The organism is Trichocoleus sp. Lan, assembly GCF_039961855.1.
Lineage (GTDB): Bacteria > Cyanobacteriota > Cyanobacteriia > Cyanobacteriales > FACHB-T130 > FACHB-T130.
In genome coordinates this window covers 43099-62688 of sequence record NZ_JAMPKA010000021.1, presented here as the reverse complement: position 1 = coordinate 62688, position 19590 = coordinate 43099, and the positions used below count along the sequence as shown (strand labels likewise).

Sequence of the window (19590 nt, the reverse complement as noted above, 5' to 3'; positions counted from 1 at the left end):
GGGTCGAGGTTGAAGTTTTGAATTAGAAGTCTTAACTCAACCCGTGCTAAGCACCGCTTCGCTAACATCATTCAAAACTCATCACTCTTTTTCTTATAGTACCGCTCGGCTTTGCTGGTAAAGTTTGAGCATGGGAATTCGAGCGGTTTTGTGTGGATATTATGGGCAGGGCAATGCAGGCGATGAAGCATTGCTGGCATCGTTGCTGCAAATGTTACCGGCTGATGTGACGCCGATTGTGCTTTCTGGGAATCCGAAAAAGACGCGCGATCGCTATGGCGTAGAAAGTTGCTCGCGCAAAGCTTTTTTCCCAGTGCAGCAAGCACTCCGTAAATCGGATGTTTTCATCTGGGGCGGTGGGAGTCTGATGCAAGACGCCACCAGTGCCCTAAGTCCCCTCTACTACGCGGGATTGATGGGATTAGCCCAGAAGCGGGGCTTAAAAACCATTGCTTGGGCGCAGGGAATTGGCCCTTTGAACCGCAATTCGACTCGCTGGATAACGCGAAAAGCGATCGCGGGTTGCCATGCCGTCAGCGTGCGCGATCGCGCCTCTGCTGCCCTGCTGATGGATTGGAAAATCCCCTATATCCAAGCCCCAGACCCGGTTTGGGCGTTAGACGCGAAGCCAGTGAAGGGACTGTGGGATTTACCAGCACCCAGAGTCGCCGTCACCTTGCGATCGCATCCCCATCTGACTCCCGCCCGACTTGATAACTTAACTCGCGCCTTGATTGACTTTCAAAAAGCTACTCAGACCTGCATTTTACTGGTGCCATTTCAAGCAAGTCAGGATCTAGCGATCGCTCAGTCAATTCAACCGCAATTAACGGGTGCCAGCCATATTTTTTCTCTTCAAGACCCTAGAGAATTGAAAGGATTATTTCAGGGTGTCGAGATGGCAATCGGGATGCGCTACCACAGCTTAATTATGGCGGCAGCACAAGAATGCCGTTGTTTCGCCCTCAGCTACGACCCCAAAGTTAGCTTGCTGATGGAAGAACTCAATATGCCAGGGTGGGACTTAACCCAATTGCCTGACGACCCCAACTTGATTAGTCAAACTTGGTTAGAACACTACGTCAACGGCGACCCCCTGTCACCCCATCAAATACAATCTTTAGTCGATCGGGCACTGATGCATCGGGATTTGTTGAGTGATGCTTTAGGGGCAAAATAGTCCTGTCGGAGCGCAACGCCTTCTGCCCTAAGTTTGAAAAGTATTATTGTGGGGCTAACCTTTGCCAATCGCGTGCCAACATCCCGTAAACAACCAAATCTACAAAATGGTCGTATAACCAACAAGCTTGGCGAAGCGTTCCTTCATTGGTAAATCCTAGTTTCTCTGGAATCGCTCGACTTTTAGAGTTCTCCACAGCAGCGCGAATTTCAACTCGGTTCAGCTTCAACTCAACCAGAGTATGATTTACCAAAGTGCGACACGATTTAATCATTATCCCGCATCCTGGGAAATTCTCGCCCAGCCAATACCCAATGCTAGTGGCTCGATTTTCCCAATCAATTTCGTGACATCCAATTGCTCCTGCCATTTTGCCCTGATACCAAATGCCAGCATGAAATCCATTATTGGCGGCAAATTGTTTCAATGCAGCCTCAATGAAAAACTTGGTATCTTCAGGACTTTTCGAGCCATCAACCCAGGGAAGCCATTCCCGTAGGGAGGTGCGACAAGAATCAACCAAAGCATAAACTTCTTGTGCGTGTCGCACCTCAAGCAATTTGAGTTCGATTTCCTCGTCGATGCGAAATTTGAAAATGGTAGAGTGACTCCGAGAGCGTCGTGGAATAATCTTATTAGAATTATTGCAATCTAGGCGCAACTAAAGCTGTGAATTGATAAAGCTACAGCTAGTCCATTCCAAGCACCCATGACCTTCTCTTAAATCAGAGCAATGAGTGAAGCTGACACCCCCCAAGAAGCTAACCAGTCCCAGTCCTTCCCCCAATCAACCGATTCTCCAATGGACGATCCTGTGGAAGATCCGGTGAAGGATGAAACAGATCCTAACCTTGATCCTGTACAGGAGACAGCACCGGCACAGGACGAGACTCTCGTGGAAGTAATAGAAGTCGTCAGCTTAGTGCATCGTTCACCCGCGCTAGTAGACGATGAGGCGAATGCCGCAAAGACAACTGATGATGGGGATGGGGTGCATCGGGAAAAGTCTGAGCCGCAGTCATTGCCAGCAGAGGCGGGAAATTTGTTTCCACTGTTGGCGGAGATGCGTCAGCGCAATCGGGACTTAGTCAGCCGAGTGAATCACCTAGAGAAGGCACTGGGGGATTGTCAGGAGGCGTTGCAATTGCAAAGACAGCGATCGCAAGCTCAAGAAAATATCCTCACCTCTACAACCCAGGAACTCAACGGGACGCAAGAACAAGTCACCCGGATGTTCCGAGAACTAGAATCGTCTCATCAAGCTGCCCAGCGCCAACAGATCTTAATTGAAACCGTAACAGAACAGCTGGAAAACAGCCAAGAACGCATCGCCCAGCTAGAACGGGAATGTGCCTTCACCCAGCAACGCTATAACGAACAATCTCACGCGCTGTTGCAAAGCGAAAATACAATCCGCGAACTCCGTACCCGTTTGCAACGCCAGCAGCGCCAAACCCTGCAATTCAAGTCGGCGTTAGAAAAGTGTCTGGAAATGCCTCCCCCCACCCAAATCGAACCAGATACCAGACCTTCTCCCACTTGGGCGCATCGCCATCTTAAAAACGCCCACGATTCTCAATCTCTGCTCCCCAAAGCGCCGCCTATTCAACCTTGGTCAGCGCAACCTGCATTTCAGGAAGACCCCGCCCAGAATGAGGAAGATTGGGAGATTTCAGTACCATCTCCGGCTTATGCACCGATTACAGAGCCAACTGCCTTCGTTTCGAGGGAATGGGAGCCGTTAGAAGAAATACCCGCCTCTGAGAGCCTCGAAGCCACCGATGAAGAGGAGATATGGCAATGGGGAATGCTAGACTCAGACTCCGATCCGCTCATGGATGATTTTCTCATGCCCCCTGAGCTGGAAATCTCTGGTAACGACGATTTCAGCGATGAATTAGCGATCGCTTCTACCCAGGAAAGTATCGCGATTGAGAACGAACTGGAAGACCTGCTGCTGGCTGTCAGTTTCGAGCCAGATGAGAACGATGAAGCTGGAACGATCTATGCCCTAGAAAATACCGAATCAGCTTCTCCTTCCTCGTACATCTTTGAGCCTTCTGAACCAGAGGCAATCTGGTCAGAAGATGCGAGTGGAGACAATGCTGAGCAAGAAGAGGAGGTAATATCTCGCAGAGAATTTCCGGCTGCTGTGCCCACCCAGCGCCCTGATGCCATCCCCTCCCAACCAAACTGGCCTTCCCCTCTCCTTTATCCGACACGTCCCCCGAAAGGGCGGAAATCCTTGGCGTCGATAGAATTGCCAACGTTTCCCAGAAAAACTGGCGCGTAGAAATTAAAAATCAGGACTTACGCATTGAAAGCTTGAAATCTAGATCCCTCTAGCCCCCTTTTTTAAGGGGGCTTTTCCGGTTCCCCCTTTTTAAGGGAGATGCAAGGGGGATCTCGGCGTAAGTCCTAAAAATACAAAATTAAACATTGTTCTTTTTAATTTTGCATTTTTAATTTTTAATCGCGACCCGCTCGGAAGACGTTTGCCTCTGCTCTTTCCGCGTAGAAAGCTGATGGTTCTTTTGAGGACGCCCCATCCCAGCAGTGAGGGCATAGCTCTGAGCCAGCAGCCATAACCACAAAGCAGGATAGTGTTCTTCTAGTGAAGGTTGTAGACGCCGGAGGGCACCCGGAAACCAACCCCCCAGCAACCAAACAACTAGGGCATGAAGTGTAAAGCTGAAATAGCTGCCCAGCCAGCGGAAGATATCTTTAGCACCGGCAAGTTGCCAAATCCATAACAGCAAAGCTGGATTGATCCAAGCGGCTTTTAGCGCCAGTCGATTGAAGGTTAGCCAATTCACTCGGTCTTTAATAAACGTGTCTGCCACCTCTGGGGGTTCTGTCGCCAAAAGCCCGAAAAAGGTATTCAGCATCGAGTTAATTCGCTGCGGCGGTAAGTAGGTGCCGGTGGGAACCATCATGCCTTTAGAAAATAACCAGGTAACGGAGACGTTGCTTTGATAAGCGCGAATCTGATTTAAGTGATGGGCTTGGAGCAAGTCATGTTTGAGGGCGGTATCGAGAAGGTTGGTTAAACGGGAGAGATTGCGAACCAGGGAACCAAAGCCGGTAAAAACGAGGGGAGATTGGAGAGAGGCGGCATCGCCAATGCTAATTAGCCGATCGAAAGCAACCGTGCGATCGCGACTTCCAACACTAAAGTGACCCGGAATATACCCAAATGTCGGTTTTTTCCACACCAGCTTCTCCATATCGCAGCGGCGATACTCCGGCAAAATGTTGAAAAAATCTTCATACATTTCTAATAACGAGCCGGGGTTATCGGGATGCACTTGATGATAGTGGAATAAGTAGAAGGTCACTTCTTCACCTTCAGCGGGGAATAACTCCCAAATCAGCTGCCGTCCCCGCGAAATATCGCCGTGACTGTTCAGCACATCCCCGTATTGGGCATCCCACACCCCCGGCTCAAACCCGCTGGCAATCACAGCCCCAACGGTTGGGCAAACACTATCAAAAGTGCGACCCCCATTCAACTGCCACGCAATCGGCGAAGCAGTGCCCATCGCATCTACTAGCAGGCGTCCGCTAGCTTGGCGCTGAGCTTGGCTGGGCAGATGTTTCGCTTGTACGGTAACTTGCGATCGCTCAAGATCCGCTCGGATAAACTCCGTCTCATCCCAAATTTCCCCACCGGCTTTGGTGAGTTTTTCCCCACACAGACGCAGTAGTTTCTCGGCGTCCAATCCCACATTCAGTACCGTTGGGGTATGCAATACCTGTGCTTTTAGCTTGGGTGGATTATTGGCATCAAAGAATTTGTGAAACCCATCTACATACTCCGCGGCAATAATGCTTTCAAATTCCGCCGGGGTAAATAAGCCTAAATCAATCAAGCTTTGAAATTCATCGCGGGAAATGTTCCACTCCCGGTTCATGCGCCCGAAAGGGAGCCGTTCCAGTAATAGCACCCGGTAGCCGAGTTGAGCCATGACAGCAGCGTGGATGACGCCCAAGGCACCACCTACATAAATCAGGTCGTAGGAAGAGGACTGAGGGGAGAGGACTGAGGGCTGAGGGCTGAGGGCTGAGGGCGCTTCGCCTTCCCGAAGGATGGACTGAGAGGGGAGGGCGGAGGAGTCAGTGAAGGCTTCATCTCCCTTTTGATTCCTGATTTCCCTGTCTCTTCGGAAGATAACCTGCGCTGGCTGTTTCGGATTGCGAACGCTCTCGCGCCAACGTTTCTCCCACCAATAGACGCGATTCAGGTCATATTCCCCGTTCGGCATTTTTTGAAAGAAGCGGACGGTTTCCGGGTAATCGTGAGCCAAAGCTTCAAAGATAGATTGCTTTGACAAATCAATCGCCGGTGGTTCTGGATATTGTTGGGGAAACCGGCTTCTCAGATTGGAGGTAAGTTGTTTCAGGATCTCTCTTTCATCGGGGATAGCCTGCTGTGCCCAACGGAAGACCTTCAGATACGTGGTTCGCTGCACCGACCAAATAAAAATTGAGAGTTCGGGTTGCGGAATTGCGGGATTTTGGGTTGTATCCGTTTTCTTAAGACTCTCAGGATTGGGAAATTGCAGCCTGATACCGTCAGGCGTGAGCATTTTCTCCCCTGCTCCTGGATCGTACTCTTGTTGCAACCAGGCACGGACGGCGGCTGTATCCGGGGTAGGAACTTCTAAGTAAAGTATTTCTCTCATATTGGCGATCTGCATTAGGGAACCTATTCCTGAGAAAGACAGAGTGAACCGGGGTCAAAGTGCGCTAAACTTCCGGATACGAATTGCTTAGAATCGATTAAAAAACTTTACACAATTCTCATTTTCTTAATGTACAGGGGTGCAACTGTTGGACGGGCGGGGAACCGCTCACGACGAAAGCCCTGAGCGATGAATCCTTTAAACCCGCCCATAGACTATGACCTACGCCATGAATTATCCCATCCCAGCCAGTCCTCAAGAAATTGTCGCCTTACGGCAAAAGCCCGTTGATGAAGAATTAGTGGCAGCAGCGATCGCTGGAGTCGTTCAAATTGCCCGTCAAGAGGGGCAGTCTTTAGACGAATTAACCGCTCAAGTGCTAGAAGAAGATAGTCTGCTGGATCAGGCACAAAGACACTGGCTTAGCGACATCGTTGCCCAAGCTTGGGCTAGCCTCTAGCAAATTAGAACCGCCAGATTATGCGCGAAATTGCCAAGCGAGTTATCTCCGCGTTGCCGCAGTGGTGGCGATCGCACATATTGCCCTTGTTATTTACGATTCCAGCAGCGGGTCTATTCGTTGCTGCCCTAGGGTTGTGGGGATTTGCCCAAATTGCTGACGAAGTTTTAGACAAAGAAACCCAAGCCATTGATACGGCAATTCTAGTGTTTATCAGAAGCCTGCACGCGCCGCTGCTCGATCGGCTAATGCTGGGATTCACATTTGTGGGAGAACCCACGGTGTTGCTGGTCATTTGCTTGGGCTTCGGGATTTGGCTGTACCGAGACGGTCGGCGAGGGCAAGCCATAACACTTGCGATCGCTGGAGTGGGTGCAGTTGGCTTAAACTATTTACTCAAGGTGGTATTTGGTCGCGCCCGTCCGGCGCTTTGGGATCGGGTCATTGATGTGGGTCAATACAGCTTTCCCAGCGGTCATGCGATGATTTCAATGGTTGTTTACGGCGCACTTGGCTATTTGCTGGTCAAGCAGTTAAGTAAATGGCACATAGCGATCGCCACCGGGACACTGCTATTGGTTACGGGTATTGGTCTGAGTCGGCTTTATCTCGGCGTCCATTGGCCTACGGATGTCGTCGCTGGATATGCAGCAGGGATTGTGTGGTTGATGACCTGTATCCTCAGCTTGGAAATTTGGCAAGAATATTACAAGCCAGCCCGTCAAAAAACGCCCGTCCCTAACGAAGAAGAATCCAATATCGCTAACCGCAGATAAGGGAAAACACAGCTCAATCAGGGTGTATAGGAATGAAATTAATGAGCAGTACAGTCTCTGATATCGCAGTAAAAACTATCAACGGTGAAGATAAGCAACTTTCCGAGTACGGCGGAAAGGTCCTTTTAATCGTGAATGTCGCTTCCCAGTGCGGCTACACGCCTCAGCACAAAGGATTAGAGCAGTTAAACCAAAAGTACCAGGATCAGGGATTGCGCGTTCTAGGATTCCCTTGCAACGACTTTGGAGCGCAAGAACCCGGTAGCAATGAAGAGATTGTGAATTTCTGCACGACCAACTACGGCGTCAGCTTTGAGATGTTTGACAAAGTTCATGCCAAAGGTCAAGAACAGCATCCGCTGTATGCTCGGCTTACCAGTGCAGTACAGCCTACGGGAAATGTTTCTTGGAACTTTGAGAAGTTCTTAGTCAGTAAGCAAGGTGAAGTCGTGGATCGATTTAATAGCAGTGTGAAGCCAGATTCAGCAGAATTGATTGCAGCGATTGAGCGGGAATTAGCCCAGTAAGTCAAGGAATTTATGTCTGTCCAGAATTTGTCAAACTTAACCGTTCAAGAAGCACATAAAATCCTCAAAGTTTTCGACTGCTTAAGGATAGATTCCAGTGAAGATGCACCGGATAAAGATTCAATTCGCCAAGCGCTACTTTTGGTAAGTGAGCTTTCTGATAACCAAATACTAGGGGTTTGTGCCGATACAACAGAGCAAGGGATTAAAGCTTTAAAAACCTATGCAATGGCTTTAGGTTATGAAGTCAATAAAGATTTAGCACCGATTGATGGCTCTGTTTATATTAAATTTAACCCCAAGACTAACTTGTGTTATCTCAATCCGTACATAGGAGAACATCGTGGAGTTTTGGTGTCCTGCCAGTCTGCGAATGAAGACGGAATTAACGAGATGTACGGTCATTTACCTTTAGATTTATTTACATCGAAATTTTCATGAACGTTGCAATCATCGGCTGTGGTTATGTGGGTAAGACAATTGCCCAATATTGGCGTCAGGAGTTAGGATTTACTGTCACCGCAACCACAACTTCTCCCGAACGAATTTCAGAATTAGAAGCAGTTGGCCAACGAGTCGTCCTTACAAAAGGTGATGATTTGGCAGGTCTACAATCGGTGCTGGAAAATCAGGATACTGTACTGCTGAGTATTGGAGCAAAAAATGCCGATGTTTATGAAGAAACTTATTTAAAAACTGCCCATAGCTTAGTCTCAGCCTTAAAACAAACTCCTTCAGTACGACAGCTAATCTATACGGGGAGTTATGCTGTCTACGGGGATAAAAATGGGGAATGGGTGGATGAAGAATCACCCGTTGCACCGGCTAATAAGAATGGTCAAATTCTCTGCGATACCGAGCAAGTATTGCTATCAGCATCCACTGAAAATCTAGGCGTTTGCATTCTCCGTTTAGGCGGGATTCATGGGCCAGGTCGTGAATTATCCAAAATATTCAGTCGAGTTGTTGGTACAACTCGCCCAGGAAATGGCGAAGACCCAACAAATTGGATTCACCTAAATGACATTGTTGCTGCTATCGAGTTTGCCCGCAAGCACAAATTCCAAGGAATTTATAATTTAGTAGATGATGCACATTTGACTTATCGAGAACTTCTTGACCGCGTGTGCAAGCAACATAATCTACCCAATGTTTCTTGGGATGAATCCCAGAAAAGTGTTCGACCTTACAATGCGCGAGTGTCAACTCAGAAGCTAAAAGCCGCTGGGTTTCAATTAAGCCATCCAGAAACAATATAGCAATCTTATTGGAGTTATGAGATGCCATCGGTTCAGATTCCCGACTTCTTAGAGAAGTCGGGAATCTCGGCTTCACTGTATGCAAATTTCCAGCTTTCCCGTTTAAAGTGGGCTAGGGGATTTAAGCTTGTACAATTCACCCTTTGATTCCTAAACTCCTTTAAAAAGGAGAACAAGAAAAAGGTAATTGTTAAATTTTAAATAATATGAAATACGCACAATAAACCCTGAACGATGAGTTTTGTATGCTTACCGAATCTTCTCGAATGCAGGCGGTGCAGTCGCCAATTATTCCCGTTGTTGGGGAATTGATTCGTAGCTGTCCGGGAACGATTTCCTTGGGACAAGGCGTTGCTTATTATAGTCCGCCGCCAGAAGCGATCGCGCAACTGTCCCATTTCCTGGCAGATCCAGAGAATCACAAGTACAAACCCGTACAAGGGATCTCGCCGTTGCTGGAGGCGATCGCTCAAAAATTAAAATTTGAGAACGCGATTGACATGAATGCTGAGAACTGCATTGTAGTCACGGCTGGCAGTAACATGGCGTTCGTGAATGTGATGTTAGCGATCGCGAATCCCGGCGACGAAATTATTCTCCAAACGCCTTATTACTTCAACCAAGAGATGGCAATTACAATGGCGGGTTGTCGTCCGGTTCTGGTCGCAACGGATGAGAATTATCAACTACGTCCGGAGGCGATTCGGCAAGCAATTACCGAAAAAACGCGGGCAGTTGTCACAATTTCGCCCAATAATCCCACAGGAGCCGTGTATTCGGAAGCTTCATTGCGGGAAGTGAATCAAATTTGTCGCGATCGCGGCATCTATCACATCAGCGATGAAGCCTATGAATATTTTACTTACAACGGCGTGCAGCATTTTTCCCCAGCAGCGATTCCAGACAGCCACCCCCATACAATTTCCCTCTTCTCGCTGTCTAAAGCTTACGGTTTCGCGTCCTGGCGCATCGGGTATATGGTGATGCCGAAACACTTCCTCATCGCCGTCAAGAAGATTCAGGATACGATTTTGATTTGTCCGCCGGTGATTTCCCAGTATGCCGCATTCGGGGCATTACAAGCGGGAGTAGGCTACTGCAAGGAAAAGCTAGAAGCGATCGCCTCTGTGCGAGAAATTGTCCTCAACGAATGCGATCACATCCAACATTTATGCACCATTCCTCCAGCAGATGGAGCTTTTTATTTTCTGCTGAGAGTCCATACAAAATTACCTGCAATGGACTTGGTAGAAAGACTGATCCGCGAACATGGTGTCGCGGTTATTCCAGGTACAACTTTTGGCATGGAAGACGGGTGTTATCTGCGCGTTGCCTATGGTGCCCTGCAAAAAGAAACCGCAGCCGAGGGAATTGGGCGATTCGTGAGGGGTTTGTCAGCGATTTTAAGCGCATAATCGTCAAGGGGGCATTTAGCGAAGAGTTACACCTTTTTGCCATGAATTGCAAGGAAGATTGACGGAAAGCATGAATAGCCAAGAAAAATCCTCTTTAATTGTCGGCTGCTGGCAACTCGACGATCGCAGTTGGAAACGAATTCCAGAAACCGATATTGCCCGTGCTTTGGATATTTACTTAGCGCTGGGTACTACTCATTTCGATACCGCAGACATCTACGGACGCAGCGAAAGTGTTCTCGGTCGCTTGCTGACAGGAAGGAACTGCACCATTTTGACCAAAGGCGTCTTTTTCGGCAATATTCCAACTCCGGCACAAATTCGCAGCAAAATTGAAAATTCTCTCCGCAATTTGCAACGCGATACCCTCGATTGCGTACAAATCCACTGGCACAATCCAGAATTAGATTTTGCCTCTACTTTTAGGGTGTTCGCAGAACTTTTAGAACAAGGTAAGATTCGCAAACTTGGCGTTACTAATTTCAATACGCCAATGTTAGAAAAAGCTTTGCAATACGCCACAATTAGCACTCATCAAGTGCAATACAGCTTAATTGACCGACGCGTAGAAAACTCAATGCAAAGTCTATGCCTCCAGCATAATATTGCTTTGTTGTCCTACGGTTCTCTAGCAGGCGGCTTCTTGTCGGATAAGTTCCGGGGCATCTCGTCACCCCCCAGCGAAGGCTCTCATGCCCGTGGCTTCTACTACAACAGTATGATCCGCGCCCACGGCGGCTGGCAACCTGTCTTAGAGATGCTAGACACGTTGGCACAGGTGGCAAAAAAATATGAGAAAACAATTTCTCAAGTAGCTTTAAACTGGGTTAAGCAGCAGCCGGGTGTTGCGGCTGTCATCTCAGGCTTTACTCAAGATCGTCAGCAGATTCAAAAGAATGTAGAAGCTTTGAGTTTTCAACTAGATAAGGACGATCTGCAATTGCTTTCTGCTCGTTCATCTACCCTATTCAAACAACCGGGAGATATTTATTCTTACGAGCGATAGATGAGCTGAGCTTTGCCAGGAGGCACTGTTAAGTTAACTCAAAATTTAGCTCATCAACCCAAAAAATGAGCAAAGCGCATCCCATTTTTCTAAAAACAAGCCTACAAGCTGAAACCTGCTTTCATCAGGCTTCGTTTGTATATCCGCGATTTTAGCCATCAAGAGTTTTTACTCTGATTGGGATGCTCCTAACCCTAATTGCTTTCTGGATAATTATGCAACCCTTGTCTTCAACTCAAAATCTACAAATTTCTGCAACTGAAACTGTAACTCCTACGCAGTTTTACAATTGGGAAAATTATCGCTGCGCCTACGAAGTTCATACCGCAATTAATCCAAATACAAATGATGGGACTCCCCTCCTATTAATTCATCCCATTGGTGTAGGATTATCCCGAAAGTTTTGGCAGCGATTCTGTCGAGAATGGTATGAAGCGGGTCTCCGGAATCCAATTTATAATCCAGACTTACTGGGATGTGGTGAGAGCGATATGCCTCATGTGGCTTATAGTCCTCTTGATTGGGCACAGCAATTGCAACATTTTTTGCAGACTGTAGTAAAAAAACCTGTGATTGTAGTGGTACAAGGGGCTTTGCTGCCGGTAGCAATTGAGTTAGTTCGTCTAGAAACGAATTCTAATTTTATTCGAGGCTTGGTGCTGGCTGGCCCTCCCGCTTTGACATTGCTTGCTAAACCTAGAGAAAATTGGCGGCAAAAACTTACCTGGAATCTGTTAGACTCTCCTTTTGGGAGTGCCTTTTATCGCTATGCGCGGCGCGAACAGTTCTTACGTTCTTTCTCAACTAAACAACTCTTTGAAAAGGCTGATTCAGTCGATCGGGAGTGGCTGGAAACGCTGGAGAAAGGTGCGACAGATCCAGAGACTCGCCATGCTGTTTTTTCCTTTCTAGCAGGGTTTTGGCGGCAAGATTATCAAGACGCGATCGCATCTATCTCTCAACCCACTCTAGTAGTCGTCGGCGACACGGCATCCAGCATTAGTCAAGCTGGCAAAGGTGAAACTCCCGATGAACGCTTGGCTGACTATCAGAAGTCTTTACCTAATGCTGAGGGTATCAAAATGTTAGGTCGTAATGTTCTACCCTATGAGTCAACAGTTGAATTCGTCAATGTAGTTACCAATTTTGTCGCTAAACATTCTTAATTAATTACATCAGAGGATGCTATCTAATGTCCGATGCAATAACGTCTGAAATAAGCGATCGCATTTGCGCTCACATGAACGACGATCATGCTGATGCTGTCGTTCTTTACGCCCAAACTTATGGTAATTCTCCCGATGCTGCAAAGGCAGAAATGGTTTCAGTAGATCCAGAAGGTATGAATCTCATGGCACAAGTCAAAGGTTCGGATGTGCCGATACGCATTCACTTCGATCATATTCTCAAAGATGCCGAAGATGCTCACCATACGCTCATTGCAATGGTGAAACAAGCGCGTTCTCATTCAAAATAGTACCAAAAAGAACGTTGAGTAGGGTGGGCATTGTCCACCTTACTTTTATGCTCGTAAAATTTAAACTTGTTGATTAATCTGTGACTTATCTAGTCCCTCTTTTATCCAGGTAATGCACTCTTGTTCAGTTCCAAATATTTTTGGCGCGGCAACATTATTTAAGTTATCAGATTTATAATGATCGTAAAAATATTTACTTGCTAATTGATAAACAATAATCAAATTATCTTGATAAATGTATCTATTTTTAAAATAATCGTTTTGGCTAACAACATCTGAATTCTCATCTAGATGTTCTTTGGCTGCCTCAATAATCGTATCAATGCAACTTGAATAAATACCAGCCGGATTTTCCAATTTATGAAATCTACCTTTATGCCCTAATTCAGAAAGTAAAGTATAGGAGTAAATATTTTGACCATCCGCCATTCCAAAAACAAATGGGATGATCAGATATCCTTTATGAGAGACTGAGTTTTCGTAGAGTAACCGGCTCATTTTTATCCTCCGTACTAGCTATTTCACCCTTCATTTCTTCAAAACGGTGTGTTCTTTCTCAAAAGAACGGCATCCTTCGGCTTTTTCATATACGTCAGCGCGATCGCACTCAATAATCTTCCCTGTAAATACTTTTGTAGCGGCAAGTTTAACCAAATTTTCACCTAAAAACATGGCAACAAAACAATCTGTATCTTTAGTTAAAACTGACTGAATTGCTAGTTCCGAAATATTGCAAGCATTCGCACAAAAATTATTCAGATTTAGCAGTATCTGGCTGAAAGTAAAGAGCTGATTTATATAACACTTGTTCTTGGTGGGTTTCTAAAGTGCAATCCGACAGCGGATAAGCCACACAGGTAACAGTATACCCAGCCTCTAGTTCTTTTGGACGTAGAAATTTTTGTTCGCTTTGGTCTACTTCACCACTCACCAACTTGGCGATACAAGCCGAACATTCCCCTTGCTTACACCCAGAAGGTAATCGAATGCCCGCATCTTCAGCCATATCTAGAATATACTGATCGTCTGGCACGGAGATGGTACGGTCAAGCGCGATCGCTGGATTTACCAGCCGGACTTGATAAACTGCCATTAAAACGACTCCTTTAAAACTCGTATCCTCTGTCAAGCCAATAGTGCCAGTCTGCGATTGCTTCCAAGGTTTCGCTATCAGCATCAATCGGTTCTATTTCTGATAAACGAGCCGAGAACGTATCTTCACCTGTAGCATCTTTGTAAAGCACTTCCACAAACATATCGTGCAAGCATTCATCTTCTGATGACATTTCCACTACCTCAACTTCTTTGCCTTCAGGTGAGGATGATTTGCCTCCCTTTCTCACCCACTTAGCTTTAAAGGGGAAGTTAAGATTATCGTTAAGGTAGTAGTACCATCCCATCGCCTGTTCTTCTTCGTCATAGGCATCGACGATTATTTCCATTGCAATGCGATTCTCTCGGATTTCGTCTTCCTCAACGTTAGGCATAAGACATTAGCTCCGGATAATTAAACTTTGAATATAATAAATCTTTCGAGCGATCGCGTCCTCAATTCTCCTCAACAATTGTCGTCACGATGCTCTATTTGCTGCCTTACCCAAGCGCGAAAAGACCGAATCATGGGGATTTCCCCAATTCTTAGACTTTCTTCCAGAAACCCTGGAATTTCTGTTGTTAAGGGTAGATTTGCAAAAGTAGGAGAGACAGTGCAAGGAACATACACTTCGTCTCGCAATTGATAAATTTGCATCACAGGTTCGTCATAACGCCAAACTTCCGGAACACCTAAAGCCAGATAAATTGAAAGTCTGTCAACCGAAGCGCTGGTATAGTCCACCTCCACTGCTAAGTCAGGAGGTGGGTCAATCGTTAAGTCAATATCCCTTTTCTGTCTGATTAGCGGTTCATTTTGAATATAAAAGCAAGAATCCGGTTCAACACCCCGCTGTAAGTCTGGACGCTTACAAGTGAGAGATCCAGCACTTCTGAGGTTGAGGTTCAGTTCCTCAGCTAAAGCGAAAACCAAGTGTTCCAGCAGTCTATTGTTATGCTCATGAGGCATCAGAGGAGTCATTATTTCCAGCGTTCCGCGATCGTAAGCCAGCCGAGTGTTACGATCTTCCCCCATCTCTGCAAGTATTGTTTCAAAAGTCTGCCAACTAATGTTTCTAAGTACACCCCGCCCTTGAGTGGTTTTCGTTGTCGTCACCATAGGACTTAACCCCGCGTTTTCTACCAAGATATCAAGTTGAGTAGGCAGTGTGGATGCGTGAAGCGAAGCGGCTGCTTTCTTGGGCGTCGCATTCTGTATCTAAAGAACGTTGCTGTCAGCAATATTATCAGTAAGATTATTTGATAATCTCTCATTCTGCATACGTAGTTGATAAAGGAGTAAGTTCTGTGACTACCCTAAAAGTGTTATCAATCGCTTCTGCTGGTGCAGTGTTTATTGTTGCTGGTATCGCGGAAACTGCCGCTGCAAAGTTCAGCGATGCTCCTTTATTCAACGATGTAGGTAGCTACAGCACAACAATCTCCGCTAATAATGACTTAGCCGATATTTACTTTCCAAACCCATCAAACCTTAAAACTGGCAACTATTCGTTTCCCATTGCGCTGCTCTTGCAAGGTGCGAATGTTGATAAATCAAATTACACAAATTTTGCTAGTACAGTAGCAAGCTACGGATTCGTAGTAGTTGTACCCAATCACCAGAAGTCACTGCCAGAGTTAGGATTTACGGGACTTCTACCCGAAACGTCACAATTAAACGCCGTTCTAGCACAAATGGTGAAAGAAAACTCTAACTCTACTTCACCTGTTGCTGGCGTTATCAATACACAGAAACTAGCCTTACTCGGTCATTCCCAAGGGGGTGCTGTCGGACTATCTGCTATTGCCAACCTCTGCCTTCCTATTTTATGTGAAGGCTCCTTCAGCCGACCTAATGAACTCGTAGCAGGAGCGTTTTTCGGTGCAAATTTACGGAACTTCAATACTCAAGAGTTTATTCCCATCAACAATTCAAAAATTCCCACTGCTCTCTTACAGGGAAATCTTGATAGTATTGCTCTTCCTGTCAACGCCCAAAAAACCTACAATCAGATCCAAAATCCTCCTAAAGTATTGATTACCATTTTGGGTGCTAACCACTATGGCATCACAGATACGAACAACCCCATAGGTGCAAGACCAGACAGCAACACTCCGACAGTAACTCAAGATGTAGCAGTAGAAACGGTAGCTCGCTGGAGCGCACTTTTCTTGCGTGCCAGCGTTCTCGATGACAAAGATGCTTTTAATTATGTGTATTCTACAGGGGATGCTCTCGATGCAAATGTGAATGTAACTAGCCAATCAAAGCCAGTTCCTGAATCCTCTTTGACATCTGCATTGATGTTGCTAAGTGGTTTTGGTGCAGTGTTTGGACTGAAGAAAAAAACACAGCTAAATAGTTCTAAGGGAGCCAAATATTAGGTAAGAATGTTTTACCGAAATTACGTATGCTTTGGTTAATTGACCGACCAACTTGAATATGCGGCTCATCCGCCTCTATTGGTAGAATCAAAGCCTTACTCCCACGCCCAAAGCGAGAAATAACCAAATTTGCCGCTTCCAAACCAGTGACATAAGCCTTTTCTTGCGACCAAGAACCGTGACGAGTCACAATCCAATCACCGCTCATAAATACATTCTTGATACTTGTCTCTCCGGGTAACATATACTGATAGCTACCAGGGAAAAAGTGAGTCACTGCACGCGGTAAGCGGATTACACTACTATCGATTACTTTCGCATCTCGAAAAGCCGGGATACAAGTTGCTAAATCTTGTTGTACAAGCGAAACGATTTCTTCATCATTTAAGGGAAGAAACTGATTGGCGTGATAAAAATCTGCTTCAATAACTGTCCCTGGCTCATCGCGGTACTCATCATGTATGGCATTTAAATCGAAAAACGTCCATCCAGTTGTTGCATTAAAACCAAAACAGGCATTGGAAGGACGAGGAATATTAATTTTGCGGTTAAACCATAGGCGAGTTGCCAACACATCAACCGCGCCCAAGTTGTGAATATCTCGAAATTCTTTACGGTTTTGTAAGCTGGGGCTACCAGACACAATCTTCTTCATGCCACTGATACCAACAGCAAAAATAATCGCATCTGCCTCAAAAACTTCATCCCCACAGACAACTGCTGTCGCTTGATTATTGCTATCAACAATTACGTCACTGACTCGTCGGTTAGCGAGTAATTTTCCCCCTGCTTGTTCGATGCGTTCCACCCAAGGGCGAAAGATCATCTCACCAACTGTTCCGCGACACCAGACGACATCAAAATCGGGTTGGTGAGCCAAAATGAAGTAATAAAGCATACCCAGCGCGGCAGCGGCGGAACATTGCTCTCCAGGGGCAAATAAACCAACCAGCAGCATCGGCTCAAAGGAATCGCGGTAAAGCCGCGCCGAAACCCCAAAATCTTTGAAGAGTTCTCGCGCCGTTACAGAGTCATAGCGTCGCCAAGCTTCGTCGCTATTGTCAAAATCAATAACTGCGTAGAGTAGCGGTAAAGCTGATAGGCGATCGCTTAATGGCAACCGTTTAAATTGCGTGTAGAGAAAAGTTCCAAGTGGAGTGGGAAGTCGCGGTAAGTCTTGGAAAATGGGAGATTCGACTTCTAAACCGGCTGGAGAATACTGGGAGGAACGAGTCCAAGGCGTAAACGGACTCAGCCCTAATTCCTTTACCAAAGAAAAGATATTTCGGTAAGGATACCAGAAACCATGAATCCCCGCTTCTACAGAGCGCCCCCCTGCGGTCTTCCAGCCCGCCACCAAGCCACCCGGATAGGGGCCAGCTTCTAGAAGGGTTACGTCATAGCCTTGACGCGCTAGGTGGTAGGTAGCCCCCAACCCTGCCCAACCAGCACCAACGACGACTATTTTTGGGGTTTGTGTTTCTGTTGGCATCGCGCACATCTCCATTCTGTTTTCAGGATGACAAGAACCCCACCCTCAACCCTCCCCGCAAGCAAGGAGGGGGCGAAGAGGAGCTTTTCTGTGGGGGCGAACCGATTGAAGGGGTTTTATTACTTACACCTAGCTTCTCAGTTCGTTGAGTTTGGCTCTGATTGTCTCTATTCTTTTACGGTTCACGCCCAAATCCGACTGTCCTAGGCGGGAGGCTGAACGGATATGGATCGTTTTTGCGCTTTCATCGAGATAAAATTCCACGTCATCGACAAACCCCATCAGCGCACTAGTGAATTCCGCGTAGAGGTAATTCTCAGTTTCAGTGATAATTTTGGTTTTCGGGAGGGAGTTGATAACTGTTTTGAGATTAGCGATCGCCTCCGTTGGGGAAGAATTGTAGGTCAAAGGCTCAATTTTATTCTGGGCATTTTGGCTTTGACTGCTGACACAGTTGGGCGTACTAGGGCAAGGCGCTAGTTGGCCTGACTGGACACCGAGATTAGTGGGTGGTTTTCCGGCAAACACGATCGTTCCTCCTGACAAAGCGGTAGTTGCCCCTATCCAACAGATAGCTGCTAAACATAAGGATAGAGAGATTAGAAGCCAACGCGACCGATTGGAAGTGATATTCATGAATGAATTTTCTATCAATTCGTTACTAGAAGACCTAAAAAATCCTGATGAAACCGTCCGTTATGAGGCTACAGCAGAGCTGTGGCGCGTCTGGTTTCATCAAAAGGGAGTGGTAGGGTTTGAACTACTTGGGCGATCGCAGGCAATGCTGGAGGCAGGAGAGCTTGCCAAAGCAGAGGCGTTACTCACCGACCTGATTGAGACTCAACCAAATTTCGCGGAAGCCTGGAATAGACGAGCCGTTCTTTACTATATTCTCAGGGAGTACAAAAAGGCGCTCCAAGACTGCCAGATGGTGGTTAAGCTCATCCCGTTCCATTTTGGGGCGCTACATGGGATGGGGTTGTGCCATATCGGACTGGGGGACTACAGCGCTGCCATTCAAGCTTTTCGACAAGCGCTGGAAATTCAGCCTTACGCCTTAGAAAATCAAAGATTGATTCTTGAATGTACCGCACAGCTGAGCTAAGAATTTAAGCTAAGAACGATTCAGCTACAAGCAACAGCACTGGTTACTCAAAACACCCATACATAAGGAGTTTGGCAGTAAATGGCTCCCTGACGGGGAGGGAATAAACTCTAAAAAAAACCCGGTCGCTGCTAAGACGACCGAGCCAAGATGCTATGCGTTTAATGAAGCTCGTTTTCAGGCGATCGCTTGTTACGCCGGGAAGCAACGCCGAATCGGGTCGGTCATCTGTTCCTCAAATAAAGACAATCATTCGCCACGAAGTTTATTCACCGCCACTTTTTTGTCTCAAGTGGTGAACTAGAGCGTTTAACCCCAAGCGGTAACTCTCTGCACCAAAGCCGCTGATTTGTCCAATTGCAATGGGTGCGATATAAGAATGATGTCGGAAAGCTTCGCGTCGGTAAATATTACTCAGATGCACTTCTACAGTCGGAAGGTTAACAGCCGCGATCGCATCCCGTATCGCTACGCTGGTATGAGTATATGCCCCAGCGTTAATTAAAATTCCCTGGTGCTGCCCAACGGCATTCTGAATTGCATCTACTAAGACGCCTTCATGATTTGACTGTAAAGTAAAGACCTTACAGTCGAGCGTTTGCCCTTCTTGTTCTAACAGGCGATTAATCTCATCCAACGTCACAGAGCCATAAATCCCTGGTTCTCGGAGTCCCAATAGGTTTAAGTTTGGTCCGTGCAGCACCAGAACAGTAACTATGCCCAAGGTTTCA

23 protein-coding genes are annotated in these 19590 nt (G+C 46.6%); 13 read left to right on the top strand and 10 right to left on the bottom strand.

Features of this window, described 5'->3' with window-relative positions:
• The first annotated feature begins 130 nt into the window (after positions 1-130).
• Complete coding sequence (gene csaB / locus NDA03_RS18770; protein ID WP_190410608.1) at positions 131-1180, top strand: polysaccharide pyruvyl transferase CsaB; 1050 nt, start codon at positions 131-133, stop codon at positions 1178-1180.
• Between the two features lie 43 nt (positions 1181-1223).
• On the opposite strand, the gene NDA03_RS18765 is transcribed toward csaB, so the two are convergent.
• Positions 1224-1778, bottom strand: a complete 555-nt coding sequence (locus tag NDA03_RS18765) for a GNAT family N-acetyltransferase (protein ID WP_190410908.1) — start codon at positions 1776-1778, stop codon at positions 1224-1226.
• A 135-nt stretch (positions 1779-1913) separates the two neighbouring features.
• On the opposite strand from NDA03_RS18765, the gene NDA03_RS18760 reads away from it, so the two are divergent.
• Entirely contained in the window at positions 1914-3473 is a 1560-nt protein-coding gene (locus tag NDA03_RS18760; protein WP_348232852.1) for a hypothetical protein, read from the top strand.
• A gap of 169 nt (positions 3474-3642) precedes the next feature.
• Here NDA03_RS18760 and NDA03_RS18755 read toward each other — a convergent pair whose 3' ends face one another.
• Positions 3643-5865, bottom strand: coding sequence for a flavin-dependent dehydrogenase (locus tag NDA03_RS18755; RefSeq protein ID WP_348238830.1), 2223 nt, complete (start codon positions 5863-5865; stop codon positions 3643-3645).
• Between the two features lie 229 nt (positions 5866-6094).
• Here NDA03_RS18755 and NDA03_RS18750 point away from each other — a divergent pair, with 229 nt between their 5' ends.
• The 9 genes from NDA03_RS18750 to NDA03_RS18710 all read left to right on the top strand — a co-directional run bounded on the left by NDA03_RS18750 (position 6095) and on the right by NDA03_RS18710 (position 12785).
• Complete coding sequence (locus tag NDA03_RS18750; RefSeq protein WP_190429539.1) at positions 6095-6325, top strand: hypothetical protein; 231 nt, start codon at positions 6095-6097, stop codon at positions 6323-6325.
• 20 nt (positions 6326-6345) lie between these two features.
• Positions 6346-7101, top strand: a complete 756-nt coding sequence (locus NDA03_RS18745; protein WP_348238829.1) for a phosphatase PAP2 family protein — start codon at positions 6346-6348, stop codon at positions 7099-7101.
• Between the two features lie 41 nt (positions 7102-7142).
• Positions 7143-7628: a glutathione peroxidase gene (locus NDA03_RS18740; RefSeq protein WP_348238856.1), complete on the top strand. Its 486-nt coding sequence runs from the start codon at positions 7143-7145 to the stop codon at positions 7626-7628.
• A gap of 12 nt (positions 7629-7640) precedes the next feature.
• Entirely contained in the window at positions 7641-8069 is a 429-nt protein-coding gene (locus NDA03_RS18735) for a DUF1824 family protein (protein WP_190429536.1), read from the top strand.
• Entirely contained in the window at positions 8066-8887 is an 822-nt protein-coding gene (locus NDA03_RS18730; RefSeq protein ID WP_348238828.1) for an SDR family oxidoreductase, read from the top strand. Before NDA03_RS18735 ends, NDA03_RS18730 begins: the two co-directional genes overlap by 4 nt.
• A 245-nt stretch (positions 8888-9132) precedes the next feature.
• Positions 9133-10302, top strand: a complete 1170-nt coding sequence (locus tag NDA03_RS18725) for a pyridoxal phosphate-dependent aminotransferase (RefSeq protein WP_348238827.1) — start codon at positions 9133-9135, stop codon at positions 10300-10302.
• A 70-nt stretch (positions 10303-10372) separates the two neighbouring features.
• Positions 10373-11308, top strand: a complete 936-nt coding sequence (locus NDA03_RS18720) for an aldo/keto reductase (protein WP_348238826.1) — start codon at positions 10373-10375, stop codon at positions 11306-11308.
• A gap of 215 nt (positions 11309-11523) precedes the next feature.
• Positions 11524-12474: an alpha/beta hydrolase gene (locus NDA03_RS18715; protein ID WP_348238825.1), complete on the top strand. Its 951-nt coding sequence runs from the start codon at positions 11524-11526 to the stop codon at positions 12472-12474.
• 26 nt (positions 12475-12500) lie between these two features.
• Complete coding sequence (locus NDA03_RS18710; protein ID WP_190410617.1) at positions 12501-12785, top strand: DUF2470 domain-containing protein; 285 nt, start codon at positions 12501-12503, stop codon at positions 12783-12785.
• Between the two features lie 60 nt (positions 12786-12845).
• Here NDA03_RS18710 and NDA03_RS18705 read toward each other — a convergent pair whose 3' ends face one another.
• The 5 genes from NDA03_RS18705 to NDA03_RS18685 all read right to left on the bottom strand — a co-directional run bounded on the left by NDA03_RS18705 (position 12846) and on the right by NDA03_RS18685 (position 14997).
• Positions 12846-13283: a hypothetical protein gene (locus NDA03_RS18705; protein ID WP_348238824.1), complete on the bottom strand. Its 438-nt coding sequence runs from the start codon at positions 13281-13283 to the stop codon at positions 12846-12848.
• A gap of 30 nt (positions 13284-13313) precedes the next feature.
• Entirely contained in the window at positions 13314-13457 is a 144-nt protein-coding gene (locus tag NDA03_RS18700) for a hypothetical protein (RefSeq protein WP_190685656.1), read from the bottom strand.
• 79 nt (positions 13458-13536) lie between these two features.
• Positions 13537-13878, bottom strand: a complete 342-nt coding sequence (locus NDA03_RS18695; protein ID WP_190410620.1) for a 2Fe-2S iron-sulfur cluster-binding protein — start codon at positions 13876-13878, stop codon at positions 13537-13539.
• Positions 13879-13891: 13 nt separating this feature from the next.
• Positions 13892-14272, bottom strand: coding sequence for a calcium-binding protein (locus tag NDA03_RS18690; protein ID WP_190439246.1), 381 nt, complete (start codon positions 14270-14272; stop codon positions 13892-13894).
• A 71-nt stretch (positions 14273-14343) separates the two neighbouring features.
• The gene (locus tag NDA03_RS18685) at positions 14344-14997 is read right to left on the bottom strand and encodes a Uma2 family endonuclease (protein WP_190685659.1); all 654 of its coding nucleotides are present in this window, start codon (positions 14995-14997) and stop codon (positions 14344-14346) included.
• A 188-nt stretch (positions 14998-15185) separates the two neighbouring features.
• Here NDA03_RS18685 and NDA03_RS18680 point away from each other — a divergent pair, with 188 nt between their 5' ends.
• Positions 15186-16262 carry an alpha/beta hydrolase gene (locus tag NDA03_RS18680; RefSeq protein ID WP_190410623.1) on the top strand — a complete coding sequence of 359 codons (1077 nt, stop codon included), beginning with the start codon at positions 15186-15188 and terminating at the stop codon, positions 16260-16262.
• Here NDA03_RS18680 and NDA03_RS18675 read toward each other — a convergent pair.
• Together NDA03_RS18675 and NDA03_RS18670 are read right to left on the bottom strand one after the other, a co-directional pair.
• Positions 16243-17754, bottom strand: a complete 1512-nt coding sequence (locus tag NDA03_RS18675; protein ID WP_190410624.1) for an FAD-dependent oxidoreductase — start codon at positions 17752-17754, stop codon at positions 16243-16245. The genes NDA03_RS18680 and NDA03_RS18675 overlap by 20 nt on opposite strands.
• A gap of 129 nt (positions 17755-17883) precedes the next feature.
• Positions 17884-18390 (bottom strand): DUF1499 domain-containing protein, encoded by a 507-nt coding sequence (locus NDA03_RS18670; protein ID WP_190410625.1) that lies wholly within the window; start codon positions 18388-18390, stop codon positions 17884-17886.
• On the opposite strand from NDA03_RS18670, the gene NDA03_RS18665 reads away from it, so the two are divergent.
• A complete protein-coding gene (locus NDA03_RS18665; RefSeq protein WP_348238823.1) occupies positions 18389-18859 on the top strand; it encodes a tetratricopeptide repeat protein in 471 nt (156 codons plus the stop codon). The genes NDA03_RS18670 and NDA03_RS18665 overlap by 2 nt on opposite strands.
• 265 nt (positions 18860-19124) lie before the next feature.
• On the opposite strand, the gene aroQ is transcribed toward NDA03_RS18665, so the two are convergent.
• Complete coding sequence (gene aroQ, locus NDA03_RS18660; RefSeq protein WP_190410627.1) at positions 19125-19583, bottom strand: type II 3-dehydroquinate dehydratase; 459 nt, start codon at positions 19581-19583, stop codon at positions 19125-19127.
• Positions 19584-19590 lie beyond the last annotated feature (7 nt).